Annotated in this window: 18 protein-coding genes and 3 rRNA genes; 12 read left to right on the top strand and 9 right to left on the bottom strand. The window is 67.9% G+C overall.

Features of this window, described 5'->3' with window-relative positions; genetic code table 11:
* Nucleotides 1-325: 325 nt before the first annotated feature.
* The 7 genes from ATL45_RS03865 (at nt 326) to ATL45_RS03835 (ending at nt 11,065) form a co-directional block, all read left to right on the top strand.
* A 16S ribosomal RNA gene (locus tag ATL45_RS03865) occupies nt 326-1,847 on the top strand.
* A 220-nt stretch (nt 1,848-2,067) separates the two neighbouring features.
* Nucleotides 2,068-5,140 (top strand): 23S ribosomal RNA (locus ATL45_RS03860).
* A gap of 136 nt (nt 5,141-5,276) precedes the next feature.
* Nucleotides 5,277-5,393, top strand: a 5S ribosomal RNA gene (gene rrf / locus ATL45_RS03855).
* Together the 16S, 23S and 5S rRNA genes form the textbook arrangement of a ribosomal RNA operon.
* A 150-nt stretch (nt 5,394-5,543) precedes the next feature.
* Nucleotides 5,544-6,296: a type 1 glutamine amidotransferase gene (locus tag ATL45_RS03850; protein ID WP_093159005.1), complete on the top strand. Its 753-nt coding sequence runs from the start codon at nt 5,544-5,546 to the stop codon at nt 6,294-6,296.
* 52 nt (nt 6,297-6,348) lie between these two features.
* On the top strand, nt 6,349-9,387 hold the full coding sequence (locus tag ATL45_RS03845) for a bifunctional [glutamine synthetase] adenylyltransferase/[glutamine synthetase]-adenylyl-L-tyrosine phosphorylase (RefSeq protein ID WP_093159002.1): 3,039 nt from the start codon (nt 6,349-6,351) through the stop codon (nt 9,385-9,387).
* An 18-nt stretch (nt 9,388-9,405) separates the two neighbouring features.
* Nucleotides 9,406-9,918 carry a GNAT family N-acetyltransferase gene (locus ATL45_RS03840; RefSeq protein ID WP_093159041.1) on the top strand — a complete coding sequence of 171 codons (513 nt, stop codon included), beginning with the start codon at nt 9,406-9,408 and terminating at the stop codon, nt 9,916-9,918.
* 286 nt (nt 9,919-10,204) lie between these two features.
* On the top strand, nt 10,205-11,065 hold the full coding sequence (locus ATL45_RS03835; protein WP_093159000.1) for an SMP-30/gluconolactonase/LRE family protein: 861 nt from the start codon (nt 10,205-10,207) through the stop codon (nt 11,063-11,065).
* A gap of 87 nt (nt 11,066-11,152) precedes the next feature.
* Here ATL45_RS03835 and glnA read toward each other — a convergent pair whose 3' ends face one another.
* Nucleotides 11,153-12,577: a type I glutamate--ammonia ligase gene (gene glnA / locus ATL45_RS03830; protein WP_093159039.1), complete on the bottom strand. Its 1,425-nt coding sequence runs from the start codon at nt 12,575-12,577 to the stop codon at nt 11,153-11,155.
* A gap of 207 nt (nt 12,578-12,784) precedes the next feature.
* On the opposite strand from glnA, the gene ATL45_RS03825 reads away from it, so the two are divergent.
* On the top strand, nt 12,785-13,252 hold the full coding sequence (locus tag ATL45_RS03825; protein WP_093158997.1) for an RDD family protein: 468 nt from the start codon (nt 12,785-12,787) through the stop codon (nt 13,250-13,252).
* Nucleotides 13,253-13,318: 66 nt separating this feature from the next.
* On the opposite strand, the gene ATL45_RS03820 is transcribed toward ATL45_RS03825, so the two are convergent.
* From ATL45_RS03820 to ATL45_RS03810, 3 genes are all read right to left on the bottom strand, one after another.
* On the bottom strand, nt 13,319-14,047 hold the full coding sequence (locus ATL45_RS03820) for a DUF4191 domain-containing protein (protein ID WP_093158995.1): 729 nt from the start codon (nt 14,045-14,047) through the stop codon (nt 13,319-13,321).
* 180 nt (nt 14,048-14,227) lie between these two features.
* The gene (lipA, locus tag ATL45_RS03815) at nt 14,228-15,229 is read right to left on the bottom strand and encodes a lipoyl synthase (protein WP_093158992.1); all 1,002 of its coding nucleotides are present in this window, start codon (nt 15,227-15,229) and stop codon (nt 14,228-14,230) included.
* 84 nt (nt 15,230-15,313) lie between these two features.
* Nucleotides 15,314-16,240, bottom strand: coding sequence for an oxidoreductase (locus ATL45_RS03810; protein WP_093158990.1), 927 nt, complete (start codon nt 16,238-16,240; stop codon nt 15,314-15,316).
* 73 nt (nt 16,241-16,313) lie between these two features.
* Between ATL45_RS03810 and ATL45_RS03805 the strand changes: the two genes are divergently transcribed.
* On the top strand, nt 16,314-17,153 hold the full coding sequence (locus tag ATL45_RS03805; RefSeq protein WP_246025149.1) for a hypothetical protein: 840 nt from the start codon (nt 16,314-16,316) through the stop codon (nt 17,151-17,153).
* Here the strand turns inward: ATL45_RS03805 and ATL45_RS03800 are convergent.
* Nucleotides 17,146-17,568 carry a VOC family protein gene (locus ATL45_RS03800; protein WP_093158987.1) on the bottom strand — a complete coding sequence of 141 codons (423 nt, stop codon included), beginning with the start codon at nt 17,566-17,568 and terminating at the stop codon, nt 17,146-17,148. The two genes, ATL45_RS03805 and ATL45_RS03800, sit on opposite strands and share 8 nt — an antisense overlap.
* Before the next feature lie 108 nt (nt 17,569-17,676).
* Between ATL45_RS03800 and ATL45_RS03795 the strand changes: the two genes are divergently transcribed.
* Nucleotides 17,677-18,459, top strand: coding sequence for an MmyB family transcriptional regulator (locus ATL45_RS03795; protein ID WP_093158985.1), 783 nt, complete (start codon nt 17,677-17,679; stop codon nt 18,457-18,459).
* A gap of 3 nt (nt 18,460-18,462) precedes the next feature.
* On the opposite strand, the gene ATL45_RS03790 is transcribed toward ATL45_RS03795, so the two are convergent.
* Nucleotides 18,463-18,936: a hypothetical protein gene (locus ATL45_RS03790; RefSeq protein WP_093158982.1), complete on the bottom strand. Its 474-nt coding sequence runs from the start codon at nt 18,934-18,936 to the stop codon at nt 18,463-18,465.
* Between the two features lie 117 nt (nt 18,937-19,053).
* On the opposite strand from ATL45_RS03790, the gene ATL45_RS03785 reads away from it, so the two are divergent.
* Complete coding sequence (locus ATL45_RS03785) at nt 19,054-19,653, top strand: TetR/AcrR family transcriptional regulator (protein ID WP_093158980.1); 600 nt, start codon at nt 19,054-19,056, stop codon at nt 19,651-19,653.
* A 47-nt stretch (nt 19,654-19,700) separates the two neighbouring features.
* Nucleotides 19,701-20,645, top strand: coding sequence for an LLM class F420-dependent oxidoreductase (locus ATL45_RS03780; protein WP_093158978.1), 945 nt, complete (start codon nt 19,701-19,703; stop codon nt 20,643-20,645).
* Between the two features lie 71 nt (nt 20,646-20,716).
* On the opposite strand, the gene ATL45_RS03775 is transcribed toward ATL45_RS03780, so the two are convergent.
* From ATL45_RS03775 to lipB, 3 genes are all read right to left on the bottom strand, one after another.
* Nucleotides 20,717-21,187, bottom strand: coding sequence for an ArsR/SmtB family transcription factor (locus ATL45_RS03775; protein WP_093158976.1), 471 nt, complete (start codon nt 21,185-21,187; stop codon nt 20,717-20,719).
* A gap of 15 nt (nt 21,188-21,202) precedes the next feature.
* Complete coding sequence (locus ATL45_RS03770; protein ID WP_093158973.1) at nt 21,203-22,315, bottom strand: serine hydrolase; 1,113 nt, start codon at nt 22,313-22,315, stop codon at nt 21,203-21,205.
* Between the two features lie 65 nt (nt 22,316-22,380).
* Nucleotides 22,381-23,121 carry a lipoyl(octanoyl) transferase LipB gene (lipB, locus tag ATL45_RS03765; RefSeq protein ID WP_093158971.1) on the bottom strand — a complete coding sequence of 247 codons (741 nt, stop codon included), beginning with the start codon at nt 23,119-23,121 and terminating at the stop codon, nt 22,381-22,383.
* Nucleotides 23,122-23,223 lie beyond the last annotated feature (102 nt).

Genomic DNA, 23,223 nt, shown 5'->3' with positions numbered 1-23,223 from the left:
CGATGAGGAAGCCGGGCGGTTGATAACTCAAAGCAAGGTTCGATCTCCGGAGAGATCAGCGAGGGACACCCCCCTGAAACCCCGGAAAAACGGCCTGCTAGAGTTACCGACACAAGAAAGCGAACAGAGGAAATGCTCCCCGGAGCTTCGCGGCCCTGAAAGGGTTGTGGGTGATGGTGTGGGTGTGTTCTTTGAGAACTCAACAGCGGACTGTTTTGGTTAGTGTTCTTTAATGCCCCCGACCAAACATTGTTTTGGTTGGTGGTTTCTTTGAGTATGACGCTCGCCTTCGGGTTTGAGTGTCTGCTGGGATTGTTCAACAGCATTGTTGGAGAGTTTGATCCTGGCTCAGGACGAACGCTGGCGGCGTGCTTAACACATGCAAGTCGAACGCTGAAGCACCTTCGGGTGTGGATGAGTGGCGAACGGGTGAGTAACACGTGGGCAATCTGCCCTGCACTCTGGGATAAGCCTTGGAAACGGGGTCTAATACCGGATATGACACTTCACCGCATGGTGGGGTGTGGAAAGTTCCGGCGGTGCAGGATGAGCCCGCGGCCTATCAGCTTGTTGGTGGGGTAGTGGCCTACCAAGGCGACGACGGGTAGCCGGCCTGAGAGGGTGACCGGCCACACTGGGACTGAGACACGGCCCAGACTCCTACGGGAGGCAGCAGTGGGGAATCTTGCGCAATGGGCGAAAGCCTGACGCAGCAACGCCGCGTGGGGGATGACGGCCTTCGGGTTGTAAACCTCTTTCGACATCGACGAAGCCTTCGGGTGACGGTAGGTGTATAAGAAGCACCGGCTAACTACGTGCCAGCAGCCGCGGTAATACGTAGGGTGCGAGCGTTGTCCGGATTTATTGGGCGTAAAGAGCTCGTAGGCGGTCTGTCGCGTCTATCGTGAAAACCGGGAGCTTAACTCCTGGCTTGCGGTGGATACGGGCAGACTTGAGTTCGGTAGGGGAGACTGGAATTCCTGGTGTAGCGGTGAAATGCGCAGATATCAGGAGGAACACCGGTGGCGAAGGCGGGTCTCTGGGCCGATACTGACGCTGAGGAGCGAAAGCGTGGGGAGCGAACAGGATTAGATACCCTGGTAGTCCACGCCGTAAACGTTGGGCGCTAGGTGTGGGGATGGGTTCCACTGTTTCCGTGCCGTAGCTAACGCATTAAGCGCCCCGCCTGGGGAGTACGGCCGCAAGGCTAAAACTCAAAGGAATTGACGGGGGCCCGCACAAGCGGCGGAGCATGTGGATTAATTCGATGCAACGCGAAGAACCTTACCTGGGTTTGACATGCACTAGACAGCCCCTGAGAGGGGGTTTCCCTTGTGGTTGGTGTACAGGTGGTGCATGGCTGTCGTCAGCTCGTGTCGTGAGATGTTGGGTTAAGTCCCGCAACGAGCGCAACCCTTGCCCTACGTTGCCAGCGGGTTATGCCGGGGACTCGTGGGGGACTGCCGGGGTCAACTCGGAGGAAGGTGGGGATGACGTCAAGTCATCATGCCCCTTATGCCCAGGGCTTCACACATGCTACAATGGCTGGTACAGAGGGTTGCGATACCGTGAGGTGGAGCGAATCCCTTAAAGCCGGTCTCAGTTCGGATCGGGGTCTGCAACTCGACCCCGTGAAGTCGGAGTCGCTAGTAATCGCAGATCAGCATTGCTGCGGTGAATACGTTCCCGGGCCTTGTACACACCGCCCGTCACGTCATGAAAGTCGGTAACACCCGAAGCCCATGGCCCAACCCTTGTGGGGGGAGTGGTCGAAGGTGGGACTGGCGATTGGGACGAAGTCGTAACAAGGTAGCCGTACCGGAAGGTGCGGCTGGATCACCTCCTTTCTAAGGAGCAACAAACACCCCAACCACTGGTTGGGAGTGTTCACAACTGACGAGGCGAATGTTCTCGTGTTGTGACGCTCAATGGATTGTGGAACACACTAACTTTCTGCGCTCTGGTAGCGCGGCGAAATGGTCCGCTGTTGGGTATCTGAGAGAACACGCTTGGTGTTGTCTTCTGGTTGTTGTTTGAGAACTGTATAGTGGGTGCGAGCATCTTTGTGGCCAAGTTATGTAGGGCACATGGTGGATGCCTTGGTACCAGGGGCCGATGAAGGACGTGGGAGGCCGCGATAGTCCTCGGGGAGCTGTCAACCGAGCTGTGATCCGAGGGTGTCCGAATGGGGAAACCCAGCCCGAGTGATGTCGGGTTACTCATGCCTGAATGTATAGGGTATGAGGGGGAACGCGGGGAAGTGAAACATCTTAGTACCCGTAGGAAGAGAAAACACTGGTGATTCCGTGAGTAGTGGCGAGCGAAAGCGGAGGAGGCTAAACCGTGCGCGTGGGATACCTGGTAGGGGTTGCGTGTGCGGGGTTGTGGGGCACTGTTGGAGGCGGCTACCGACGTCTCAGCGTGGTGTTTCGTGTTAGTTGAACAGGTTGGGAAACCTGGCCGTAGACGGTGAGAGCCCGGTAGGCGAAAATGCGATTCATGCGTGTGATGGTGTTCCCGAGTAGCAGCGTTTCCGTGGAGGGTGCTGTGAATCTGGCGGGACCACTCGCTAAGCCTAAATACTTCCTGGTGACCGATAGTGGATAGTACCGTGAGGGAATGGTGAAAAGTACCCCGGGAGGGGAGTGAAAGAGTTCCTGAAACCGTGTGCCTGCAAACCGTCAGAGCAACCTTAGCAGTTGTGATGGCGTGCCTTTTGAAGAATGAGCCTGCGAGTTACTGCTGCGTGGCGAGGTTAACCCGTTGGGGGTAGCCGGAGCGAAAGCGAGTCTGAATAGGGCGTCTGAGTCGCGTGGTGTAGACCCGAAGCGGAGTGATCTACCCATGGCCAGGGTGAAGCGCGGGTAAGACCGTGTGGAGGCCCGAACCCACCAGGGTTGAAAACCTGGGGGATGAGTTGTGGGTAGGGGTGAAAGGCCAATCAAACTCCGTGATAGCTGGTTCTCCCCGAAATGCATTTAGGTGCAGCGTTGCGTGTTGCTTGGGTGGGGTAGAGCACTGGTTGGTTGATGGGCCTTCGCGGGTTACTGAGATCAGCCAAACTCCGAATACATCTGAGTTGAGCGTGGCAGTGAGACGGTGGGGGAGAAGCTTCATCGTCGAGAGGGAAACAGCCCAGAGCATCGGCTAAGGCCCCTAAGTGTGCGCTTAGTGGGAAAGGATGTGGGATCGCTGAGACAACCAGGAGGTTGGCTTAGAAGCAGCCATCCTTGAAAGAGTGCGTAATAGCTCACTGGTCAAGTGGTCCTGCGCCGACAATGTAGCGGGGCTGAAGCGCACCGCCGAAGCCATGCCAATAGCACATTAGTGTTGTTGGGTAGGGGAGCGTCCTGCACGCGGTGAAGCAGCACTGGAAGGTGTTGTGGAGTGTGTGGGAGTGAGAATGCAGGCATGAGTAGCGAGTGAAGAGTGAGAATCTCTTCCGCCGGATGACCAAGGGTTCCTGGGGAAGGTTCGTCCGCCCAGGGTGAGTCGGGGCCTAAGGCGAGGCCGACAGGCGTAGTCGATGGATAACGGGTTGATATTCCCGTACCCGTGCATACGCGTCCATAGCGAAACCTTTGATACTAACCATCCGCTTGTCACATGAGTCTTCGGACGAGTGTGATGGGTGCATGGGACCTGATTGGGCGGTAGTTAAGTGATGGGGTGACGCAGGAGGGTAGCTCTGCCAGTGAGTGGTTGTACTGGTGTAAGCCTGTAGCCCGGTGTGTAGGCAAATCCGCACACCATGTGGGTGAGGGGTGATGCGTAGCCGTTGTGGTGATGTGAGTGATCCCATGCTGTCGAGAAAAGCCTCTAGCGAGTGTGTGCATGGCCCGTACCCGAAACCGACACAGGTGGTCAGGTAGAGTATACCGAGGCGGTCGGGTGAACTGTGGTTAAGGAATTCGGCAAATTGCCCCCGTAACTTTGGGAGAAGGGGGGCCATTGCTGGTGAACACCCTTGCGGTGGGAGCTGGTGGTGGTCGCAGAGGCCAGGGAGAAGCGACTGTTTACTAAAAACACAGGTCCATGCGAAGCTGTAAGGCGATGTATATGGACTGACGCCTGCCCGGTGCTGGAACGTTAAGAGGACCCGTGAACCCGTAAGGGTGTAGCGGAGAATTTAAGCGCCAGTAAACGGCGGTGGTAACTATAACCATCCTAAGGTAGCGAAATTCCTTGTCGGGTAAGTTCCGACCTGCACGAATGGCGTAACGACTTCTCCGCTGTCTCGACCACAGGCCCGGTGAAATTGCAGTACGAGTAAAGATGCTCGTTTCGCGCGGCAGGACGGAAAGACCCCGGGACCTTTACTATAGCTTGGTATTGGTGTTTGGTTCGGCTTGTGTAGGATAGGTGGGAGACTGTGAAGCATTCACGCTAGTGGGTGTGGAGTCGTTGGTGAAATACCACTCTGGTCGTTCTGGGCATCTAACTCGGGTCCGTGATCCGGATCGGGGACAGTGCCTGGTGGGTAGTTTAACTGGGGCGGTTGCCTCCTAAAGGGTAACGGAGGCGCCCAAAGGTTCCCTCAGCCTGGTTGGCAATCAGGTGTTGAGTGTAAGTGTATAAGGGAGCTTGACTGTGAGACTGACGGGTCGAGCAGGTGCGAAAGCAGGGACTAGTGATCCGGCACTGGCTGGTGGAAGCGGTGTCGCTCAACGGATAAAAGGTACCCCGGGGATAACAGGCTGATCTTGCCCAAGAGTCCATATCGACGGCATGGTTTGGCACCTCGATGTCGGCTCGTCGCATCCTGGGGCTGGAGTTGGTCCCAAGGGTTGGGCTGTTCGCCCATTAAAGCGGCACGCGAGCTGGGTTTAGAACGTCGTGAGACAGTTCGGTCCCTATCCGCCGCGCGCGTAGGAGACTTGCGGAAGGCTGTCCCTAGTACGAGAGGACCGGGATGGACGAACCTCTGGTGTGCCAGTCGTTCTGCCAAGGGCGTGGCTGGTTGGCTATGTTCGGGAGGGATAACCGCTGAAAGCATCTAAGCGGGAAGCCTGTTCCTAGATGAGGTCTCCCACCCTTTGTGGGGTAAGGCCCCCAGTAGATGACTGGGTTGACAGGCCAGATATGGAAGCACAGTAATGTGTGGAGTTGACTGGTGCTGATAGGCCGAGGACTTGTTCACGAAGATTGCTCGCACCCACTATATGGTGTCTGAGACAACAACCGTTGGTTGTTTGTTCGGATGCTTGAATTGAATATGTGTGTCATCGATACGGTGACGACCTGTGGTTTTCCCGCCTGTGGGTGGGTTTAGGGTTGTCGGTGGCGATGGCGGGGAGGGTCCGCCCGGTCCCATTCCGAACCCGGTAGCTAAGCTCCCCAGCGCTGATGGTACTGCACTCGACAGGGTGTGGGAGAGTAAGACACCGCCGACACACTACATAGAGGGGCCCCGTTCCCGGACGTTTTTCGTCCAGGGAACGGGGCCCTTCTGCTATTCCTGGGGACACTTCCCCCGGCACCCCGAGCACGATTTCGAGCGGAGAGTGGTGGGGCTTCGGGGGTCTAGGTCGTACGCTGACGGCATGGGTGGTGTGCGGATTCTCATTGTGCAGCCGTCGAGGACGGATCCCCCGGGAACGCTCGGGGAATGGCTGGTCGCGGCCGGCGCCGAGATCGATGTCGTGCTGCCTGCCGAGCAGGAGTTGCCCGCCGACTTCAGCGAGCACCAGGGCCTCGTCGTGCTCGGTGGTGAGATGGGTGCTTACGACGACGCGCAGCATCCCTGGCTGGCCGGCGTCCGGGCGTTGCTCAGCAAGGCCGTGGGTGAGCGGATTCCGGTCTTGGCGTTGGGCCTGGGGGCCCAGCTGCTGGCCGCTGCCACCGGGGGCCAGGTGCGGGCGGCGCGGAAGGGACCGGAAGTCGGCACGTTGCTGATCGCCAAGCGCGATGTCGCGGCAGAGGATTCGCTGTTCGGACCGGTTCCGCTGACCCCGGACGTCCTGCAGTTCCACACCGACGAGGTGTCGGTCCTGCCGCCTACGGCCCAGTTGCTGGCTTCCTCGCCGAAGTGCGAGAACCAGCTCTTCCGGGTCGGGGAGTTCGCTTACGGGCTGCAGTTTCACATCGAGACGACGACGGACCTGGTGCTGGACTGGGCGGAGCTGTCCCCGGACATGGCCGCCGCGGCGCGGCCCGGTCAGCTCGAACCGGAGCACCTCGACGAGTTCCACGCGGATCTGGCCGAGACCTGGCAGCCGGTGGCGGAGCGCTTCGTGCGGTTCGTGGGGACCACGCCGGAGGAGCGCAAGGCCAGCAGATTCCTGCCGTTGGCGTGATCATGGCCAGGTCGGATCCGCACCGGGACGTGGCGCGGACTACGGTCGGGTAATGGCCAACAGCAACTCGTCGCGCTCGGGTTCGGTGCCGTCTCCCGCTCGGTACGGGTTCACCGATGCGTCACGTGCTGAGGCCCAGCTGCGCCGTGCCGGCTGGTGGTCGGACCGCGGCCCGGAGGAGGCCGAGCCGATCGTGGCCGCGCTGTCGCGGACTCCCGATCCGGATCTGGCGCTGCACTCCCTGGACCGGTTCCGGGATGCCGCGGAGGCGGAGTGGGCGGAGTTCTCCCGGGCGCTGGTGGAGGATCCAGGGCTGCGGGCCCGGCTGTTCGGCGTCTTCGGCGCCTCGACCGCCTTCGCCGACCACCTCGTGGCGCACCCGGATGATTGGCAGCGGTTGCGCTCGGGCGCGGACATCGCCAGAACGCTGGAGGGTCGCACGGCGGTGCTCCTGGCGGCGGTGGGCGCCGAAGGAAGCGGTGATCCGGGGACTCCCGGTGGCCCGGTCGCCGAGCTGCAGGGGCCTGAGGCGGTCAGCGCGCTGCGGCGGGCTTATCGCGGGCTGCTGATGGACGTCGCAGGGCAGGACATGGCCAGTGTCGTCGATCCGTCCCTGCCCAAGCTGCTGTACGAGGACGTGGCCGCGACGTTGTCGGACGTGGCCGTCGCGGCTCTGCGCGCGGCGTTGTCGGTCGCGGTGGCCGAGTTGAAGCTCTCCGGTGTGGCGGAGGTGCCGCGGCTCGCGGTGATCGCGATGGGCAAGTGCGGTGGCCGGGAGCTGAACTACGTCAGCGATGTCGACGTCGTGTTCGTGACCGGCGACGAGGCGGAGGTTCCGGCCGCGATCCGGTTGGCCAGCCTGATGATGCGGGTCGCCGGGCCGGCCTTCTTCGAGGTCGACGCGGCCTTGCGCCCGGAGGGCAAGGCCGGGGCGCTGGTGCGGACTCTCGACGGGCACCTCAGCTACTACCGCCGGTGGGCGCGCACGTGGGAGTTCCAGGCGCTGCTCAAGGCTCGTCCGGTGGCCGGGGACGCGGAGCTCGGAGCTGACTACCTCGCTGCGGTGCAGCCGCTGGTGTGGACGGCGGCGGAGCGCGAGGGATTCGTGGCCGATGTTCGCTCGATGCGGCGCCGGGTCGAGGACCACGTGCCCTCCGAGCTGTCCGAGCGGGAGCTCAAGCTCGGTCGTGGCGGGTTGCGCGACGTGGAGTTCGCCGTGCAGCTGCTGCAGATGGTTCACGGACGCAGCGACGACTCGCTCCGTCCGACGTCCACATTGGATGCTCTGCGAGCCTTGGGTGAAGGCGGGTACGTGGCTCGCACCGATGCCGCGGATCTGGTGGATTCCTACCGGTTCCTGCGCACGGTCGAGCACCGGTTGCAGCTGCGGCAGCTGCGCCGGACGCACCTGTTCCCGCCTTTCGACGACGCCGAGGCGCTGGGTGTGCTGGCGCGGGCGGCCGGGTTGCGATCCAGCGGGCGGAACACGGCGGCGCAGGCGCTGGTGGCGGAGTTCCGGCGGCACAGCAACCGGGTTCGGCGGCTGCACGAGAAGCTCTTCTACCGCCCGCTGCTGGAAGCGGTCGCGAAGGTGCCCACGGCGGCGCTGCGCCTGACGACCTCGGCCGCGGTGGAGCGGTTGGCCGCACTCGGTTACACCTCGCCGGAGGGCGCGTTGCGCCACATCGGTGCTTTGACCTCGGGAGTGTCCCGGCGGGCCAGCATCCAGGGCACGCTGTTGCCGATGCTGCTGGATCTGCTGGCGAACACCCCCGACCCCGACGGCGGGTTGCTCGCGTACCGCAAGGTGTCCGAGGCGTTGGCGGAAACCCCTTGGTACCTGCGGTTGTTGCGAGACGAGGGCGTGGTGTCCGAGCGGCTGGCGCAGTTGCTCGGCACCTCGAAGCTCGTTCCGGAGCTGCTGGTGCGGGCGCCGGAAGTGCTGCGGTTGCTGTCCGACACACCGGCTCTGGCCGGACGCGATCCGATGGAGGCCTCGGTTTCGCTGCGCAGCACCGTCGCGCGCTACTCGGAGCCGGGGAGAGCCGCCGCCGCGGCGCGTTCGCTGCGGCGTCACGAGCTGCTGCGCATCGCCTGCGGTGATCTGCTTGGCCTGGTCGAGCCGGCCGCGGTGTTCCACGCGCTGTCGAACATCTGGGCCGCGGTGCTGGAATCCGCGCTGGACGTGTCGATCCGGGACACCGCGAAGGCGACCGGCGAGGTCCCGGCGCGGATCGCGGTGATCGGGATGGGGCGGCTGGGCGGCGCGGAACTCGGCTACGGCTCCGACGCCGACGTGATGTTCGTGTGCGAGCCGGTGGCCGGCGCGGAGGAGACGGCGGCGATTCGGTTCGCGACCGCGGTCGTCGAGCAGGTGCGGCGGTTGCTGGGAGCGCCGAGCCAGGACCCGCCGCTGGAGGTCGACATCGACCTGCGGCCGGAAGGGCGTCAGGGCGCACTGGTGCGCACGCTGGACTCCTACCTCGCGTACTACCGGCGGTGGGGCGAGGCCTGGGAGGCGCAGGCGCTGCTGCGCGCGCGGCACGTCGCAGGCGATCAAGACCTGGGCGAGCGGTTCTGCCGCGCCATCGATCCGATCCGGTACCCGGAAGGCGGGCTCGACGAGGCCAAGGCGCGGGAGATCCGGCGGATCAAGGCGCGGGTGGATTCCGAGCGGCTGCCGCGCGGTGCGGATCCGGCGACGCACACCAAGCTCGGCCGCGGCGGTCTGGCCGACGTGGAGTGGACGTTGCAGCTGCTGCAGCTGCAGCACGCCCACGAGCACCCGGGGCTGCGCACGACGTCGACGCTGGACGGGCTGCGCGCGGCGACCGAGGCAGGCGTGCTGGACGCCGGCGATGCCGATGAGCTGGCGGAGGCGTGGACGCTGGCGATGCGCGTGCGCAACGCGGTGATGCTGGTCCGGGGCAAGCCGGGCGATCAGCTGCCGAAGCAGACGCGGGAGCTGAACGCGGTGGCCGCCGCGCTGGGATATCCAGCGGAGGTGGACACCGGCGAGGTCGTCGACGACTACCTCCGCGTCACCCGGCACGCCCGCGCTGTGGTGGAGCGGGTGTTCTACGGGGCCTGAGCTCCTAGGGTGGTGCGCATGATCGATCTGCGTCCTGCCCGGGAAGAAGACCATCCGGAGATCGTGGCGGCCATCCAGCGGTGGTGGTCGGATTCGCGCAGCCCGGAAGCCGCTCGCGAGCTGTCGCTGCTCGTGCCCCGGCTGTTCCTGCAGCACTTCGCCGGAACCAGCCTGGTCGCCGAGCAGGACGGCCGGATGGCGGGGTTCCTGATCGGTTTCGGCTCCGCCGACCGCGCCGCGGACGCCTACATCCACTTCGTCGGGGTCGACCCGGAGCTGCGCCGGTCCGGGTTCGCGCGCCGCTTGTACGGGGAATTCTTCGCCGCGGCTGCCCGCGCCGGGCGCACCCGCGTGCACTGCGTCACCTCACCGGCCAACACCGGTTCGATCGCCTTCCACCGGAGCATGGGTTTCGAGCTCACCGGTGGGGATGCCGAAATCGGCGGAATTCCGGTGCACCGCGATTACGACGGAGCCGGCCACGACCGGGTTTGCTTCGTGCGGGAGATCGAGCCGGCCGAATTCCGCTGAGCCACCGGCAGGCCGTCTAGTGCTCTGAAAGGCGCAATGCGGTCGGGCATTCGCGGTTCTCGGCCGCGCGGGTGGATTGCGCCGAGCGCTCGTCGCCGTTTCTCCTTTCCGCGGGCGGAACCGAGGGCTTTTTCCGGCTCGGCCAAAGTGTTTTCGCGCGGCCCGGCGCGCAGAACGTCCCGGAAGAATCGCAATGGTTTCGGCGAACCCGGTCGGCGGTCCCCGAATGCCGAATTCGCCAGTACCCTGCGCGCAGGAAGGCAGGGCGGCGAACAGGGGACTGCCGATGTCCGAGGACTTCGAAGTGCTCGTCGACCGGCAGGCGCTGTGCGGGGCGAGCCCGTTGTGGATGCCCGCGCTCAATTGCGTGCACTGGGTGGATCTGCTGCGCCGGGAATTGCACACCTTCCACCGCGATTCCGGCAGCGATGAAGTGCGGGTGCTGCCGGGACCGGTGACGGCCTTGGGTGCGACCCGGCAGGGGCAGCTGATCGCCGCCGCCGGACACGGGTTCGCCCGGGTGCACCTCGGGCGCTCGGCGCTGGAACCGGTCGTCCAGGTGCGCAACGGCGATCGGATGGGCGTGGGCGCCTGCGATCCGGCCGGTCGGTTCGTGGCGGGCACCCAGACGCACTCCCGCGAGCTGCAGGGCAGCGCGCTGTACGTGCTCGACGGGGATCGGGCGCGGTTGCTGGTCGACGGGGTGACGGCGGCGGGCGGCGTGGCGTGGAGCCCGGACGGCAGCCGGATGTACCTGGTCGACGCGCGCACCATCTGGGCCTACGACTACGACCCGGAGCGCGCGCTGGCGGTCTCCGGGCGGCAGTGGGTGGCGTGCGCCGAAGCGGAGGGCGAGCCGGAGGGGATCGCGGTGGACGCCGAGGGCTGCGTGTGGGTCGCGATGCACTGGACCGGGCGGATCCACCGGTACGCGCCGGGCGGGGATCTCGAAACCGTCCTGTGGGCGCCGACCCGGCGGATCACCAGCCTGGCCTTCGGCGGTTCGCGGCTGGAGGAGATGTACGTGACCTCGGCCTGCTACGGCTACGACGAGCTGGCGCTCCTCGACGACCCGTGCGCCGGTGCCCTGCTGCGCTTCAAGCCCGGCGTGCTGGGAGCCGCGCTGCAGCCCTGGCAGGGCATTTGACCCGCTGTTAATAGCGGATGCCGGGATCAGCTGAAAACGCTGGTGGCCCGCCAGCCGGAGCTGACGGGCCACCACGCGTTCAGCGCATCACACGTCGAAGTAGAGCGAGAACTCGTGCGGGTGCGGGCGCAGGCGGATCGGGTCGATCTCGTCCTCGCGCTTGAGCCGGATCCAGGTCTCGATCAGGTCTGGGGTGAACACGCCGCCCTCGAGCAGGAAGTCGTGGTCGGCTTCCAGGTTGTCGATCGCCGAGGCCAGGTTGTCCGGGACGGTCGGCACGTTCTTGGCCTCTTCCGGCGGCAGCTCGTAGAGGTCCTTGTCGATCGGCTCGGCGGGCTCGATCTTGTTCTTGATGCCGTCCAGGCCGGCCATCATCATCGCGGCGAACGCCAGGTACGGGTTGCCGGACGGGTCCGGGCAGCGGAACTCGACGCGCTTGGCCTTCGGGTTCGCACCGGTGATCGGGATGCGCATGCAGGCCGACCGGTTGCGCTGCGAGTACACCAGGTTCACCGGGGCCTCGTAGCCCGGCACCAGGCGGTGGTAGGAGTTCACCGTCGGGTTGGTGAAGGCCAGCAGGCTCGGCGCGTGGTGCAGGATGCCGCCGATGTAGTGGCGGGCCATGTCCGACAGCCCGGCGTAACCGGCCTCGTCGTAGAACAGCGGGCTGCCGTCCTTCCACAGCGACATGTGGCTGTGCATGCCGGAGCCGTTGTCGCCGAACAGCGGCTTGGGCATGAAGGTGACGGTCTTGCCGTTGTCCCAGGCGGTGTTCTTGATGACGTACTTGAACAGCTGCAGGTCGTCGGCAGCGTGCAGCAGCGTGTTGAACCGGTAGTTGATCTCGGTCTGGCCGCCGGTGCCGACCTCGTGGTGCGCCCGCTCGATGGTGAAACCGGAGGCGGTCAGCTGGGTGCACATCTTGTCGCGCAGGTCGGCGAAGTGGTCGTAGGGCGAGACCGGGAAGTAGCCGCCCTTCAGCCGCGTCTTGTAGCCGCGGTTGCCGCCCTCCTCGTCGCGCCCGGTGTTCCACCAGCCCTCGATCGAGTCGACCTCGGCGAACGACTTGTTCGGGCCCTCGCCGAACTTGACCGAGTCGAAGATGTAGAACTCGGCCTCGGCGCCGAAGAACGCGGTGTCGGCGATGCCGGACTCGTTCAGGTACTGCTCCGCCTTGCGCGCGATGTTGCGCGGGTCGCGGCTGTAGGGCTCCAGCGTGAACGGGTCGTGCACGAAGAAGTTCAGGATCAGCGTCTTCTCGATCCGGAACGGGTCGAGGCGCGCGGTGTAGGGGTCGGGCAGCAGCAGCATGTCCGACTCGTGGATGGACTGGAAGCCACGCACGGACGAGCCGTCGAAGGCCAGCCCCTCGGTGAACGCATCCTGGTCGAACGCGGCGGCCGGCACGGTGAAGTGCTGCATGACGCCCGGCAGGTCGCAGAACCGGACATCGATGAACTTCACGTCCTCATCAGCGATGAAGCGCAGGACCTCGTCAGGATTCTTGAACAAGCTCGGTGGCTCCTTCAGCACTCGTACAGCTCACCGACGCCACGTCGAAGTTTCCGCCGCCGGCTCGGTTCTCACCGTATGTCCTGGGTGTTGCTCCGTCGTCACCCGAATGTTTCGCCGGCGTTAACTGCGACCCGTCCGGGTGGCCGATGTTGCGGGAAGCGGTACTCCGACGGTACCAGCGGACCGGCACGTACCCTGGATGACGTGCGAAGAGTCGGATCCTGGCTGGACGGCCCGAAGACCGCGCTGAACAACGTGCGCGAGCAGGCGAACGAATCCCGGCCCCAGTGGCGCGGCGAGAAGCTGGGGCTGCCCGAGCACGGTCCCGGCTCGGCGGCACCGGTGGGCAGGCGGCTGGGGGCGTTCCTCATCGACATCGTGCTGGCCGCGCTGGTCGCCGCGCTGTTCACGATGCCGGACTACCCGAAGAACTGGAGCCTGCTGGCCTGGGTGGTCATCACCGTGGTCCCGGTGTGCTTCTTCGGCGCCACGCCGGGCATGGCCGCGCTGCGGATCTGGGTGGCGCGCGTCGACGGCGCGATCATGGTGGGGCCGTGGCGGGCCGCGGTGCGCTGCTTGCTGTCCGGGCTGATCATCCCGGCCGTGGTGTGGAACTTCGACGGCCGCTCCTGGCACGACCGGCTCACCGGCACCATCGTGCTGCGCCGGTGAACTCCTGACGTGAGAAGAAGCGGGCCCGGGGTTCGTCCCCGGGCCCGCTTCTCGTCGTCGGTGGAATCACCGCGCGCGGCGCACCGCGCGCGAGACGTTGCGCATCTTGGCGCCCTGCGGCACCGGACCCTTCGGCATCGCGTTGCCGCGGTTGGCCAGCGCCGCGAGCCGGTTCTCGATCGAGTCGATCTGCGCCGGGCCGATGTTGCGCGGCAGCTTGGTGATCCGCTGCTGCAGCTTGGACAGCGGTACCTGGTTCTCCTCGTTGCCCACCACGATCTCGTAGATCGGGGTCTCACCGACCAGCCGGGCGACGCGCTTCTTCTCCTGCGCCATCAGCGACTTGACCCGGTGCGGGGCACCCTCGCCCACGAGCACGATGCCGGGGCGGCCGATCAGCCGGTGCACGGCGTCGAGCTGGGCGGTGCCGGACACGGCCTGGGTCAGCACCCACCGGCCGCGCAGGTTGTCCAGCGCCCAGCCGGCGGCGCCGGGTTGACCGTCAGCCTTGCGGTACACGCTCGACTGCACGCGGCGGCCGAAGAGGATCACCGCGCCCAGCAGGCCGAAGGCCAGCCCCACCGGGAGGAACACCCAGTGCAGGCCCCAGATCATGCCCAGCAGGAAGATCGCTGCGGTGACGCCGAGGAACACCCCGAGCATCAGCGGGAGGAGGAGCTTGTCCTCCCGGCGCTGCATGTTGAACACCTCGAGGATCTGCTTGAAGCGTCCCCGAGTTGCCTTGCGCCGTTCTTTGGCCGCCGCTTTCTTGGCGGCCTTGTCCTCCTTGGCCATGCATTTCAGGATACGGCGCGACCCGGACCAGGTGCAGACGCGGTCCCGGATGCGTGACCGACCCGTGAGGTCGGGCCCGGCGCCGTGTCCGGATCGTTTTGCCTGCTAGATGCACGTGAGCACTTCGAGGTGCTATGGCCCCTCGAAGTGCTCACGTGTCATGACCAGCGGAAACGGTGCTCAGCGGGCGAGGAGGCTGGTGGCCTCCTGGGCGGCGGTGCCCTCCTTGGCCAGGTGGGCCAGGTTCTCCGGGAGCGGCATGCCGCGGTGCACGGTGGCCTTCGCGAACAGGCGGCCCGCGCGGTAGCTGGAGCGCACCAGCGGTCCGGCCATCACACCGGGGAAGCCGATCTCCTCGGCCGCCTTGGTGTGCTCGACGAACTCCTCCGGCTTGACCCAGCGGTCCACCGGGTGGTGGCGCGGGCTGGGCCGCAGGTACTGGGTGATGGTGATGATGTCGCAGCCCGCGTCGTGCAGGTCCTGCAGCGCCGGGCGCACCTCGTCCGGCGTCTCGCCCATGCCCAGGATCAGGTTGGACTTGGTCACCAGGCCCGCGTCGCGCGCCTCGGAGATGACCTTCAGCGACCGCTCGTAGCGGAAGCCGGGGCGGATCCGGCGGAACACGCTGGGCACGGTCTCCAGGTTGTGCGCCAGCACCTCCGGGCGGGACCCGAAGACCTCGGCCAGCTGGTCGGGCTTGGCGTTGAAGTCCGGGATCAGCAGCTCGACGCCGGTGCCCGGGTTGAGCGCGTGGATCTGGCGGACCGTCTCGGCGTACAGCCACGCCCCGCCGTCGGGCAGGTCATCGCGGGCCACGCCGGTGACCGTCGAGTAGCGCAGGCCCATGGCCTGGACCGACTCGGCGACCTTGCGCGGCTCCTCGACGTCCAGCGCGGCCGGCTTGCCGGTGTCGATCTGGCAGAAGTCGCAGCGGCGGGTGCACTGGTCGCCGCCGATGAGGAAGGTCGCTTCGCGGTCCTCCCAGCACTCGAAGATGTTGGGACAGCCCGCCTCCTCGCAGACGGTGTGCAGGCCCTCGCGGCGGACCAGACCCTTGAGCTCCTGGTACTCGGGTCCCATCCGCGCGCGGGTCTTGATCCACGACGGCTTCTTCTCGATCGGGGTCTGGCTGTTGCGAGCCTCCAGCCGCAGCAGCTTCCGACCCTCCGGAGCCACAGTCACGCGCCCCAGGCTACGCCCCCGGGAAGCGCCGTGGTCATCTCGCGTCCGGTTCCACCAGGCGAAAGAAACCGCTGGTGAGCTGGGTCACGACCAGCTCGGTGCGACGCCGGTGTGCTCGGCCGTCACCGCCCACAGCCGGGCTGCGGTGCCCGCGTCCCGGGCGGCCTTGCTCAGCCGGGCGCGGCTCGGGTGGCCGCGGAGCTCGCCGATGCCGCCGGGGCCGAAGTAGTCGCCGCCGCGGACACCACGTGCGGTGGCGGCGTAGAGCTGCGGCAGCGCGCCCCGCTCGGCGGGCTGGGTGACCAGTCGGGTGCCCAGCCCGACCACGTCGTGCACTGCGTCGGGCATCGCGCGCAACCGGGAGGAGTTGCCGGTCAGCTCGGTCATGGCCATGCCCGGGTGCGCGGCGACGCTGATCAGGTCGCGTCCCGCGCGCTTCGCGGCGCGATCGAGCTCCAGCGCGAACAGCAGGTTGGCGAGCTTGGACTGGCTGTAGGCGCGCAGCGGCTGGTAGCGGCGGCGGGTGAAGTTGAGGTCGTCGACGTCCAGGCCGCCGAAGCGGTGGGCGAGGCTGGAGACGGTCACCACGCGCGCGCCGGGGCGCAGCGCCGGGAGCAGCAGCCAGGTCAGCGCGGCGTGCCCGAGGTGGTTGGTGCCGATCTGCAGCTCGAAGCCGTCGCTGGTGCTGCGGCGCGGGGTGGCCATCACCCCGGCGTTGTTCATGAGGACGTCCAGGCCGTCGGTGCGGTCGCGGACGGCGTCGGCGGCCCGGTGGATCGAGGCGAGGTCGGTGAGGTCCAGCTCGACGAGCTCGGGTGCGGTGGTCGCGGTCCGGGCGATCTCGGCCAGCGCCGCGCGGCCCTTCTCGGCGTCGCGGCAGGCGATGAGGACGCGGGCGCCGCGTTCGGCCAGGGCTTGTGCGCTGCGGCGGCCCAGGCCGGAGTTCGCGCCGGTGATCAGCGCGGTCCGTCCGGTCTGGTCGGGGATGTCGGCTGCGGTCCACCTCGTCATGCCCGAAACCTACTCTCGGTAGGTTGAGTGTGCCAGCCATCCGGGTGATCAGGTGCGGGAATACTGCGGTGTCGTGCCTACGACTTCTTGGACGGTGCGCATCCGATGGGCGCCGTGGTCCCGCGTGGTGCGGCTGCGGGTGGCGGGCGATCGCTGGCCGAGGCTGAGCGAAGGCCCGTTCTCGGTGGCGCTGCGGCTCGTCTGGTTCCTGCTGCTGACCGTGGTGCTGCTCGGCTGCTGGCTGGAACTGCTCCTGGTGCTCGTGCTGATGCCGGTGGTCCTGGTCGCGCGAGCGGCCGGGCGGGGATGGCGGCTGGAGATCAGCGCCCGGCGGTGCTGCGCCGGAGTGATCCACGTAAGTGGTCTCGCCGCCGCCCGGCGGCTGCGCCGCGCCCTGCGCGAGCACCTCGGGAGCAACAGCGGGCTCGACGGTGCGGAGGCGCTGCTGGCCGCTGAGAAGGCGGAGTTCACGCCGGTCGCGATCGACCCGCAGCGCTGGCGGCTGGTCGAGCGGCGGCTGAGCCCGTACGGGCGGCGGCGCTGGCTGCTGTGGCGGCGCAAGCTGTCGTTCCAGGACGCGATGGACAGCCTGCCCAGCGGGCTCGGCGACGACCCGATCTCGGCCATCATCGCGATCCCGTTCCTGCTCCTGTTCGTGGTCCTGTTCTGCGGCGCGACGCTGGAGCTCGCGGCGCAGCTCGTGCTGTTCCCCTTCGTCTTCCTGCTCCGGATGTGCCACGCGCTGCGGTGGCCGGTGGAGCTGGTCCGGCCGAACTCCGTCGAGCCGCCGGACCTGATCCGCGGCACGGTCGCCTCGGTGCACGCGCGTCGCGAGCTGACCGCCGCGCACGCGCTCCGGCTGCCGGTGCCGAGCCTGACGAGCGCGCCGCGGGAGACGGTCGCCGTCAGCTGAGCTCGTGGGCGGCCGGCCGGTGGTGGACGTACTCGATCACCGTGCCGTCCGGGTGGCGGATGGTGAAGCCCTCGCCGACCGGTGCCCGGAAGCGTGGTTGCACGAATTCCAGGCCCTGCTGCTGGAAGAGCTCCTCGTGCGGGCCGACGTCGGCCACCAGGAGGGTGCCGACGGTCTGCCTGAACGGGGCCAGCGCCGCCTCGGTGCCCGCGATGATCAGGAAGCCGCCGACCGCGGTGAGCGCGAGGTCCTTCTCCGGGTACGGCATGACCATGTCGCGTTCGACGCCGAGGAGCTGCTCGTACCAGGCGACGGTCGGTTCGAGCTCGGCTCGGGGGACGAACACGCGGACGAACGTGCGGGGGCCGGCCAGGTGCGAGGAGTCGGGGTGACGGCGCCAGAGCTGCTGGGACACGGGGGAGGGTCCTTCCTGTTCCGAGTGGGACGCCTCCAGCCTGCGCGGCGACCGGAACCCCGACCAGGCGTCGGTTTGTGGGGTTACTCCAGGTCATAGGCTGGCGGGATGAGCGGCGATCTGCGACGTCGGGAGCTCGGTGCGTTCCTGCGGGCCAGCCGGGAACGGCTCGACCCAGCGGACTTCGGCATCGCGGTGCGCGGGCGGCGCCGGACTCCGGGACTGCGCCGGGAGGAGATCGCCTCGGAGTCCGGCGTGGGCCTGGCCTGGTACGCGTGGCTGGAGCAGGGCCGCGTGCAGACCTCGCGGGAGGTCTTGGAGGCGCTCGCGCGCACGATGCGGATGACGCACGAGGAGCGCAGGCACCTGCTCGCGCTCGGCGGCTACGCGGCCGATGGCGTCGCCGACGACGGGCTGGTGGCGCGACTGCGCCCGCTGCTGGACAACTGGCCGCTGACGCCCGCACTGCTGCTGGACCAGCGCTTCGACGTGCTGGCCGGCAACGCCGCTCATGCCGCGGTGTGGCCGGAACCGGCGCTGACGGGCAGGCCGAACCTGCTGCTGAGCCTGGCAGGCAGCGCCCGGCTGGAGTCGCTGCTGGTGCCGGAGGAGCAGTTCCTCTACGAGCTGTTCCTGCGCTTCCGCGCGCGAGCGGACCGATTCCCCGCCGAGGACGTGGTGGCGGGGTTGCGGGAGCTGCGGCCCGAGCTGGCGCACTGGTGGAGCTGCCGGGCGGTGCGCGAGTTCGGCAGCTGGCCGGTCACCGTCCTCGCCGACGACGCGCGGCTGCGCTTCGAGTGCTCGCTGCTCCGGCCGGACGACACCGCGACGCTGCTGGTGCAGGCGCCGGTCGACGCCGAGACCCGGGAGTGGTTGCGGCAGCGCTGCTGAAGCTCAGCGCAGGGACAGCAGACAGGTCCTGCTCGACTCGACCCCGGTGGCCCTGAGCAGCTGGAGGAAGGCCTGTCCGACGCGGACGACCTCCGCGTCCGGTTCGGCGGGCTCGGCCAGGCCGCTGGCCAGCGCGAGCATGCGGTGCTCGCGGGCGGCGTCGCCGCGCAGCACCGGGTCGGCCTGGTTGCGGTCGAGCAGGTCGCGTAGTACCGGGTTGGCCGCCGCCGTGGTGCGCCAGGCCTCGGTGACCGCCTGGATCCGGTCGCCGTCCGGGGCGTCACCGGTCTCGGTGAGCGCCACGTCGACCCGGCCGATCAGCTGCTGGGTCCACTTGTGCTGCAGGGCGCGCAGCAGCTCGGTGGCGTCGGAGAAGGGCGCGGGCACCTGGTCGAGGGCCTGTGCCGGGTTCTGGCGCGCGCTGTCGAGAACCGCCGCGATCGCGCGCTGCCGCTGGTGGAAGTCGTGCCAACTCATGTTCGCTCTCCGGGATCGGACCCGGGGGATACCCCAGGTGTGCGGCATACCGAGAGTATGTTGGTGTACCGAGAGTAGCACGGCTCCGTACCGTCGGTATGACTTAGGGTTGTGAGCATGGCGACAGCTCGACCTCGACGTCTGGAGTACTCCGAGTCCACCCGGCAAGCGCTGGTGGACTCCGCCGTTGAGCTGTTCACCGAGCACGGCTACGCGGGCACCTCGCTGGAGGAGATAGCCAAGCGCGCCAGGGTCACCAAGGGCGCGCTCTACCACCACTTCGGCGGCAAGCAGGCGCTGTTCGAGGCGGCCTTCGACGCGGTGGAGACCAACGTGGTCGCCCGGCTGGCCGGGGTGCTGTCGGAGACCGGTGACCGGTGGGAGGCCACCTGGTCCGGGCTGAGCGCCTTCCTGGACGTCTGCCTGGAGCCGTCCTACCAGCGCATCGTCGTGCGGGACGGGCCCGCGGTGATGGGCTGGGAGCGCTGGCGCTCCGCCGAGGAGACCCACACCTTCGGCGTGGTCCGCGCCGTGGTCGCCGGACTGGTCGAGTCGGGTGCGATCGACCCGCTGCCGGTCGACGCGCTGGCCCGCGTGGTGTTCGGCTCGCTGTCGGCGGGCGCGACCGCGATCGCCGGATCCGATTCGCCGGAGCAGGTCAAGGCCGACGTCGAGGCCTGCGTCGCGCGGGTGCTGGAAGGCCTGCGCACCCGCTGATCGAGGCGCGCGGCGGTCGCGAAGGCGTCCCATTAGCCTCGGGACCCGTGACCGAGAACTTCAAGTTGCGGATCTTCACCGAACCCCAGCAGGGCGCGACCTACGACGACCTGCTGCGGGTCGCCAAGCACGCGGAGGCCACCGGCTACGATGCGTTCTTCCGCTCCGACCACTACCTGAAGATGGGGCCGGTGACCGGGGAACCCGGCCCGACCGACGCCTGGGTGACGCTGGCCGGGCTGGCCCGCGAGACCAGCAGGCTGCGGCTGGGCACGCTGATGACCGCGGGCACCTTTCGGCTGCCCGGCCCGCTGGCGATCGCCGTGGCGCAGGTGGACCAGATGTCCGGCGGGCGCGTCGAGCTGGGCCTCGGCAGCGGCTGGTACGAGGAGGAGCACACCGCCTACGGCATCCCGTTCCCCTCGCTGAAGGAGCGCTTCGACCGCTACGCCGAGCAGCTGGAGATCATCACCGGGCTGTGGGCCACCCCGCCCGGCGAGCACTTCCGGTTCGACGGCGCGCACTACCAGCTGGCCGAATCGCCCGCGCTGCCCAAGCCGGTGCAGCAGCCGCGACCGCCGGTGCTGATCGGCGGGCTGGGCAAGAAGCGCACGCCGGAACTCGCCGCGCGCTTCGCCGACGAGTTCAACCTGCCCTTCGTCGACGTCGACACCGCCGCCGCGCAGTTCGGGCGGGTCGACGCGGCGTGCGAGGCGATCGGCCGCGACGCCGGCGAGATCGTGCGCTCGGCGGCGCTGGTGCTGTGCGTGGGCAAGGACGAGCAGGAGATCGCCCGCCGCGCCGGGGCCATCGGCCGCGAGGTCGAGGAGCTGCGGCTCAACGGGCTGGCCGGAACACCGGCCGAGGCCGTCGACAAGATCGGTGCCTGGCGCGAGCGCACCGGCATCACCCGGCTGTACCTGCAGGTGCTGGACCTCTCCGACCTGGACCACCTGGACCTGGTCGCCAACGACGTCGCGCCCCAGCTCTGAGCGCCGAGCGGGCTGTCCGCGCAAGGCGGCAGCCCGCTCACCCGCCTCGGAGACCGTCCTTCAGGGCGAGTTCAGGTGCGGAGCTGGCCCGCGATGTCGGAGGCGGCGGTGAGCAGGATCAGCGCGGGCACCGTCGCCTCGGCGCGGAGCCGGTAGGTGCCGCGCTTGTCCTGCTCCACGAGCCCGCAGCCGGTCAGGCTCTTGAGGTGGTGGTAGAGCTGACCGGTGGAGCCCAGGCCCGCCGCTTCCTGCAGCGCTGCGGTGTGCTGGGCGCCGGAGCTCGCGAGCAGCCGCACGATCGCCGTCCTGGCCGGGTGGCCCAGCGCGGCGAGCACGTCGGTGCGCGGGCCGTCGGGCATGGTGAGGATCCAGGCCGGATCGGCCTGGATGCGCCACTCCAGCGCGGCCGGTTCGACGAGGCTGCCCTGGTACTGCACGACCGAGCCGCTGGGTTCGACCGGTTCGGCGCGTTGCGCGCCCTCCAGCGCCGCGACGCGCTGTTCGAGCGCCTCCAGCCGCTGCTGCAAGTCCTCCGAGTCCACGCCGATGAGCTTCCCTCAGGCCCTCAGCGCCCGCGCAAGCCGGTCCCGCCATTCCGGCTGCTGCATCGCCAGCAGCAGCGGGAGACCGGGATCGCCGTTGCCGAGCTGCTCCGGCGAGATGTCGCCGTGCGCGAGCAGCGCCCCGGAGGCCGTGGTGCCGTCCGCGTGGCGGACGGTGAGCCCGCAGGTCAGCACGCCGGGCAGGCTGCCACCCTTCAAGCCGATCCCGAGCACGCCCGGCGGCAGGTGACCGCTGAGCGGGCGTTCCAGGTGCGTGCGCGCCACTGCCGCGGCCTCGCTCGGGAAGTCGTCGGTGGCGATGGCGCGGTGCAGCGCGGCCAGCTCCGCCGCCGTCGACGACATCGTCCGGCCGGCCCAGGAGAGCTGGTGCTCGTGCGGCGGCAGGCCGTTCCGCAGGAGCCGGTCCACCACCTGCTCGCGCAGGGCGGCGTCGGTGCTGAAGCGGCGCTCCAGCCGGTATCCCCAGGCGCGGCGGGCCGGTGTCGGCAGCTGGGCCGGCGGCGCGAACTCCGGGAGCAGGAACAGGTATTCCGCGCACATCGAGCGGATGTCGGGGCGGTGCCAGCCGCCCGCTGCCGCCGCCTTGCGCAGCGCTGGTTCGCCGAGCCGGTCGCGGATGAAGTCCGGGGCCGCGCTGTCGCTGAAGGTGATCATCGCCGAGACCATGTCGTCCAGCGCCACCCGGTGCTCGGGATCGGTCGCGCGCAGGCCCGTCGGGTCGGTGGGGATGCCCAGGTGCTGGAGGGCGTTGACGTGCGCGAAGCCGTCGGTCGGCACGTAGAAGCTCTCCCAGTCGCCGACGCGGACCTGCTCCGCGGGATCCAGCCTGCCGTCGGCGACCGCGGTCGCGTAGGCGGCGAGGTGCACGACCTTGACCGCCGAGGCCAGCGGCTGCGCGGCGTGCGGCCGGTGCTGCAGGTGGTTCCCGCGGCCGTCGTCGAGGACGAGGCCCAGCTGGTCGCGGTGCGCGCTGATCCAGGCCAGCCAGCCCTCCGGGGTCGACAGGTCCGGCGGGGCCGGCGCGGGCTGGGCCAGCGCGCTCGGCGCGAGCAGCAGCGGCGTCACCGCGGCGGCGGTGACGAGCAGGTGACGGCGGGACAGCAGCATGCTCCACTCCTCCAGTAGTCCGTAATTACGGAATACTAGAGAAGTGGAGTGCGGTTGTCAGGTGCTCAGCGCAGGCTCGGGTCCAGCGACAGCGTCACACCGGCCGCCTCCGGACGCGGGATGTCCCGCTCGGTGACCGGCAGCAGGCCGTCCAGCGCGTCCAGCACACCGCGCCGGACCAGCGGGAACGCCTCCTCGGTCGACACGTCCCTGCCGAGTTCGGCGGTCAGCGAGGTGGTGCCCGCATCGGCGATCCCGCACGGCACGATCCGGTCGAACTCGCTCAGGTCGGCGTTGCAGTTCAGCTCCAGGCCGTGCATCGTGATGCCGCGCTGCACGCGGATCCCGATCGCCGCGATCTTGCGCTCCGGCCTGCCGTCGGCCGCCGGCAGCCAGACACCGCTGCGGCCCTCGACCCGGCCCGCCTGCAGCCCGAACTGATCGCACACCCAGATCAGGCCCTCCTCGATCCGGCGGACGTAGTCGACCACGTCGATCGGGTCGGCCAGCTGCAGGATCGGGTAGCCGACGATCTGCCCCGGCCCGTGCCAGGTGATCTTGCCGCCGCGATCGACGTCGATGACCGGGGTGCCGTCGGTGGGGCGGTCCTCCGGCGAGGTGCGCTTGCCCGCGGTGTAGACCGACGGGTGCTCCAGCAGCAGCATGGTGTCCGGGTTCCGCCCCTCGGCCCGGCCGGACGCCAGCTCGCGCTGCAGGTCCCAGGCGGAGAGGTAATCGATGGTTCCCAGGTGGCGCACTTCCACGGGCTCCGTGGAGGCGCGGCACGAAGAATTCGCACGACTCACGCGCGCCAGGCTACGCCTGCGCCACCGGAGCCGGACCGAAGGCTTCTGCGGCTCCGTTTCCGCTGTTCAGCCCCGTGCGCGTTTTGGGGTGCTATGACGCCC

Source organism: Saccharopolyspora antimicrobica (assembly GCF_003635025.1).
Lineage (GTDB): Bacteria > Actinomycetota > Actinomycetes > Mycobacteriales > Pseudonocardiaceae > Saccharopolyspora > Saccharopolyspora antimicrobica.
The sequence above is the reverse complement of the archived record's forward strand: the minus strand, read 5'-3'. Positions and strand labels throughout refer to the sequence as shown.

Excerpts from the sequence above, each read along its gene's own strand:
- ATL45_RS03850 (WP_093159005.1), top strand. The coding sequence starts at position 5,544 with ATGGGTGGTGTGCGGATTCTCATTGTGCAGCCGTCGAGGACGGATCCC.
- ATL45_RS03795 (WP_093158985.1), top strand. The coding sequence starts at position 17,677 with ATGAGCGGCGATCTGCGACGTCGGGAGCTCGGTGCGTTCCTGCGGGCC.
- ATL45_RS03785 (WP_093158980.1), top strand. The coding sequence starts at position 19,054 with ATGGCGACAGCTCGACCTCGACGTCTGGAGTACTCCGAGTCCACCCGG.
- ATL45_RS03840 (WP_093159041.1), top strand. The coding sequence starts at position 9,406 with ATGATCGATCTGCGTCCTGCCCGGGAAGAAGACCATCCGGAGATCGTG.
- ATL45_RS03810 (WP_093158990.1), bottom strand. The coding sequence starts at position 16,240 with ATGACGAGGTGGACCGCAGCCGACATCCCCGACCAGACCGGACGGACC.
- ATL45_RS03835 (WP_093159000.1), top strand. The coding sequence starts at position 10,205 with ATGTCCGAGGACTTCGAAGTGCTCGTCGACCGGCAGGCGCTGTGCGGG.
- ATL45_RS03790 (WP_093158982.1), bottom strand. The coding sequence starts at position 18,936 with ATGAGTTGGCACGACTTCCACCAGCGGCAGCGCGCGATCGCGGCGGTT.
- ATL45_RS03845 (WP_093159002.1), top strand. The coding sequence starts at position 6,349 with ATGGCCAACAGCAACTCGTCGCGCTCGGGTTCGGTGCCGTCTCCCGCT.
- ATL45_RS03770 (WP_093158973.1), bottom strand. The coding sequence starts at position 22,315 with ATGCTGCTGTCCCGCCGTCACCTGCTCGTCACCGCCGCCGCGGTGACG.
- ATL45_RS03820 (WP_093158995.1), bottom strand. The coding sequence starts at position 14,047 with ATGGCCAAGGAGGACAAGGCCGCCAAGAAAGCGGCGGCCAAAGAACGG.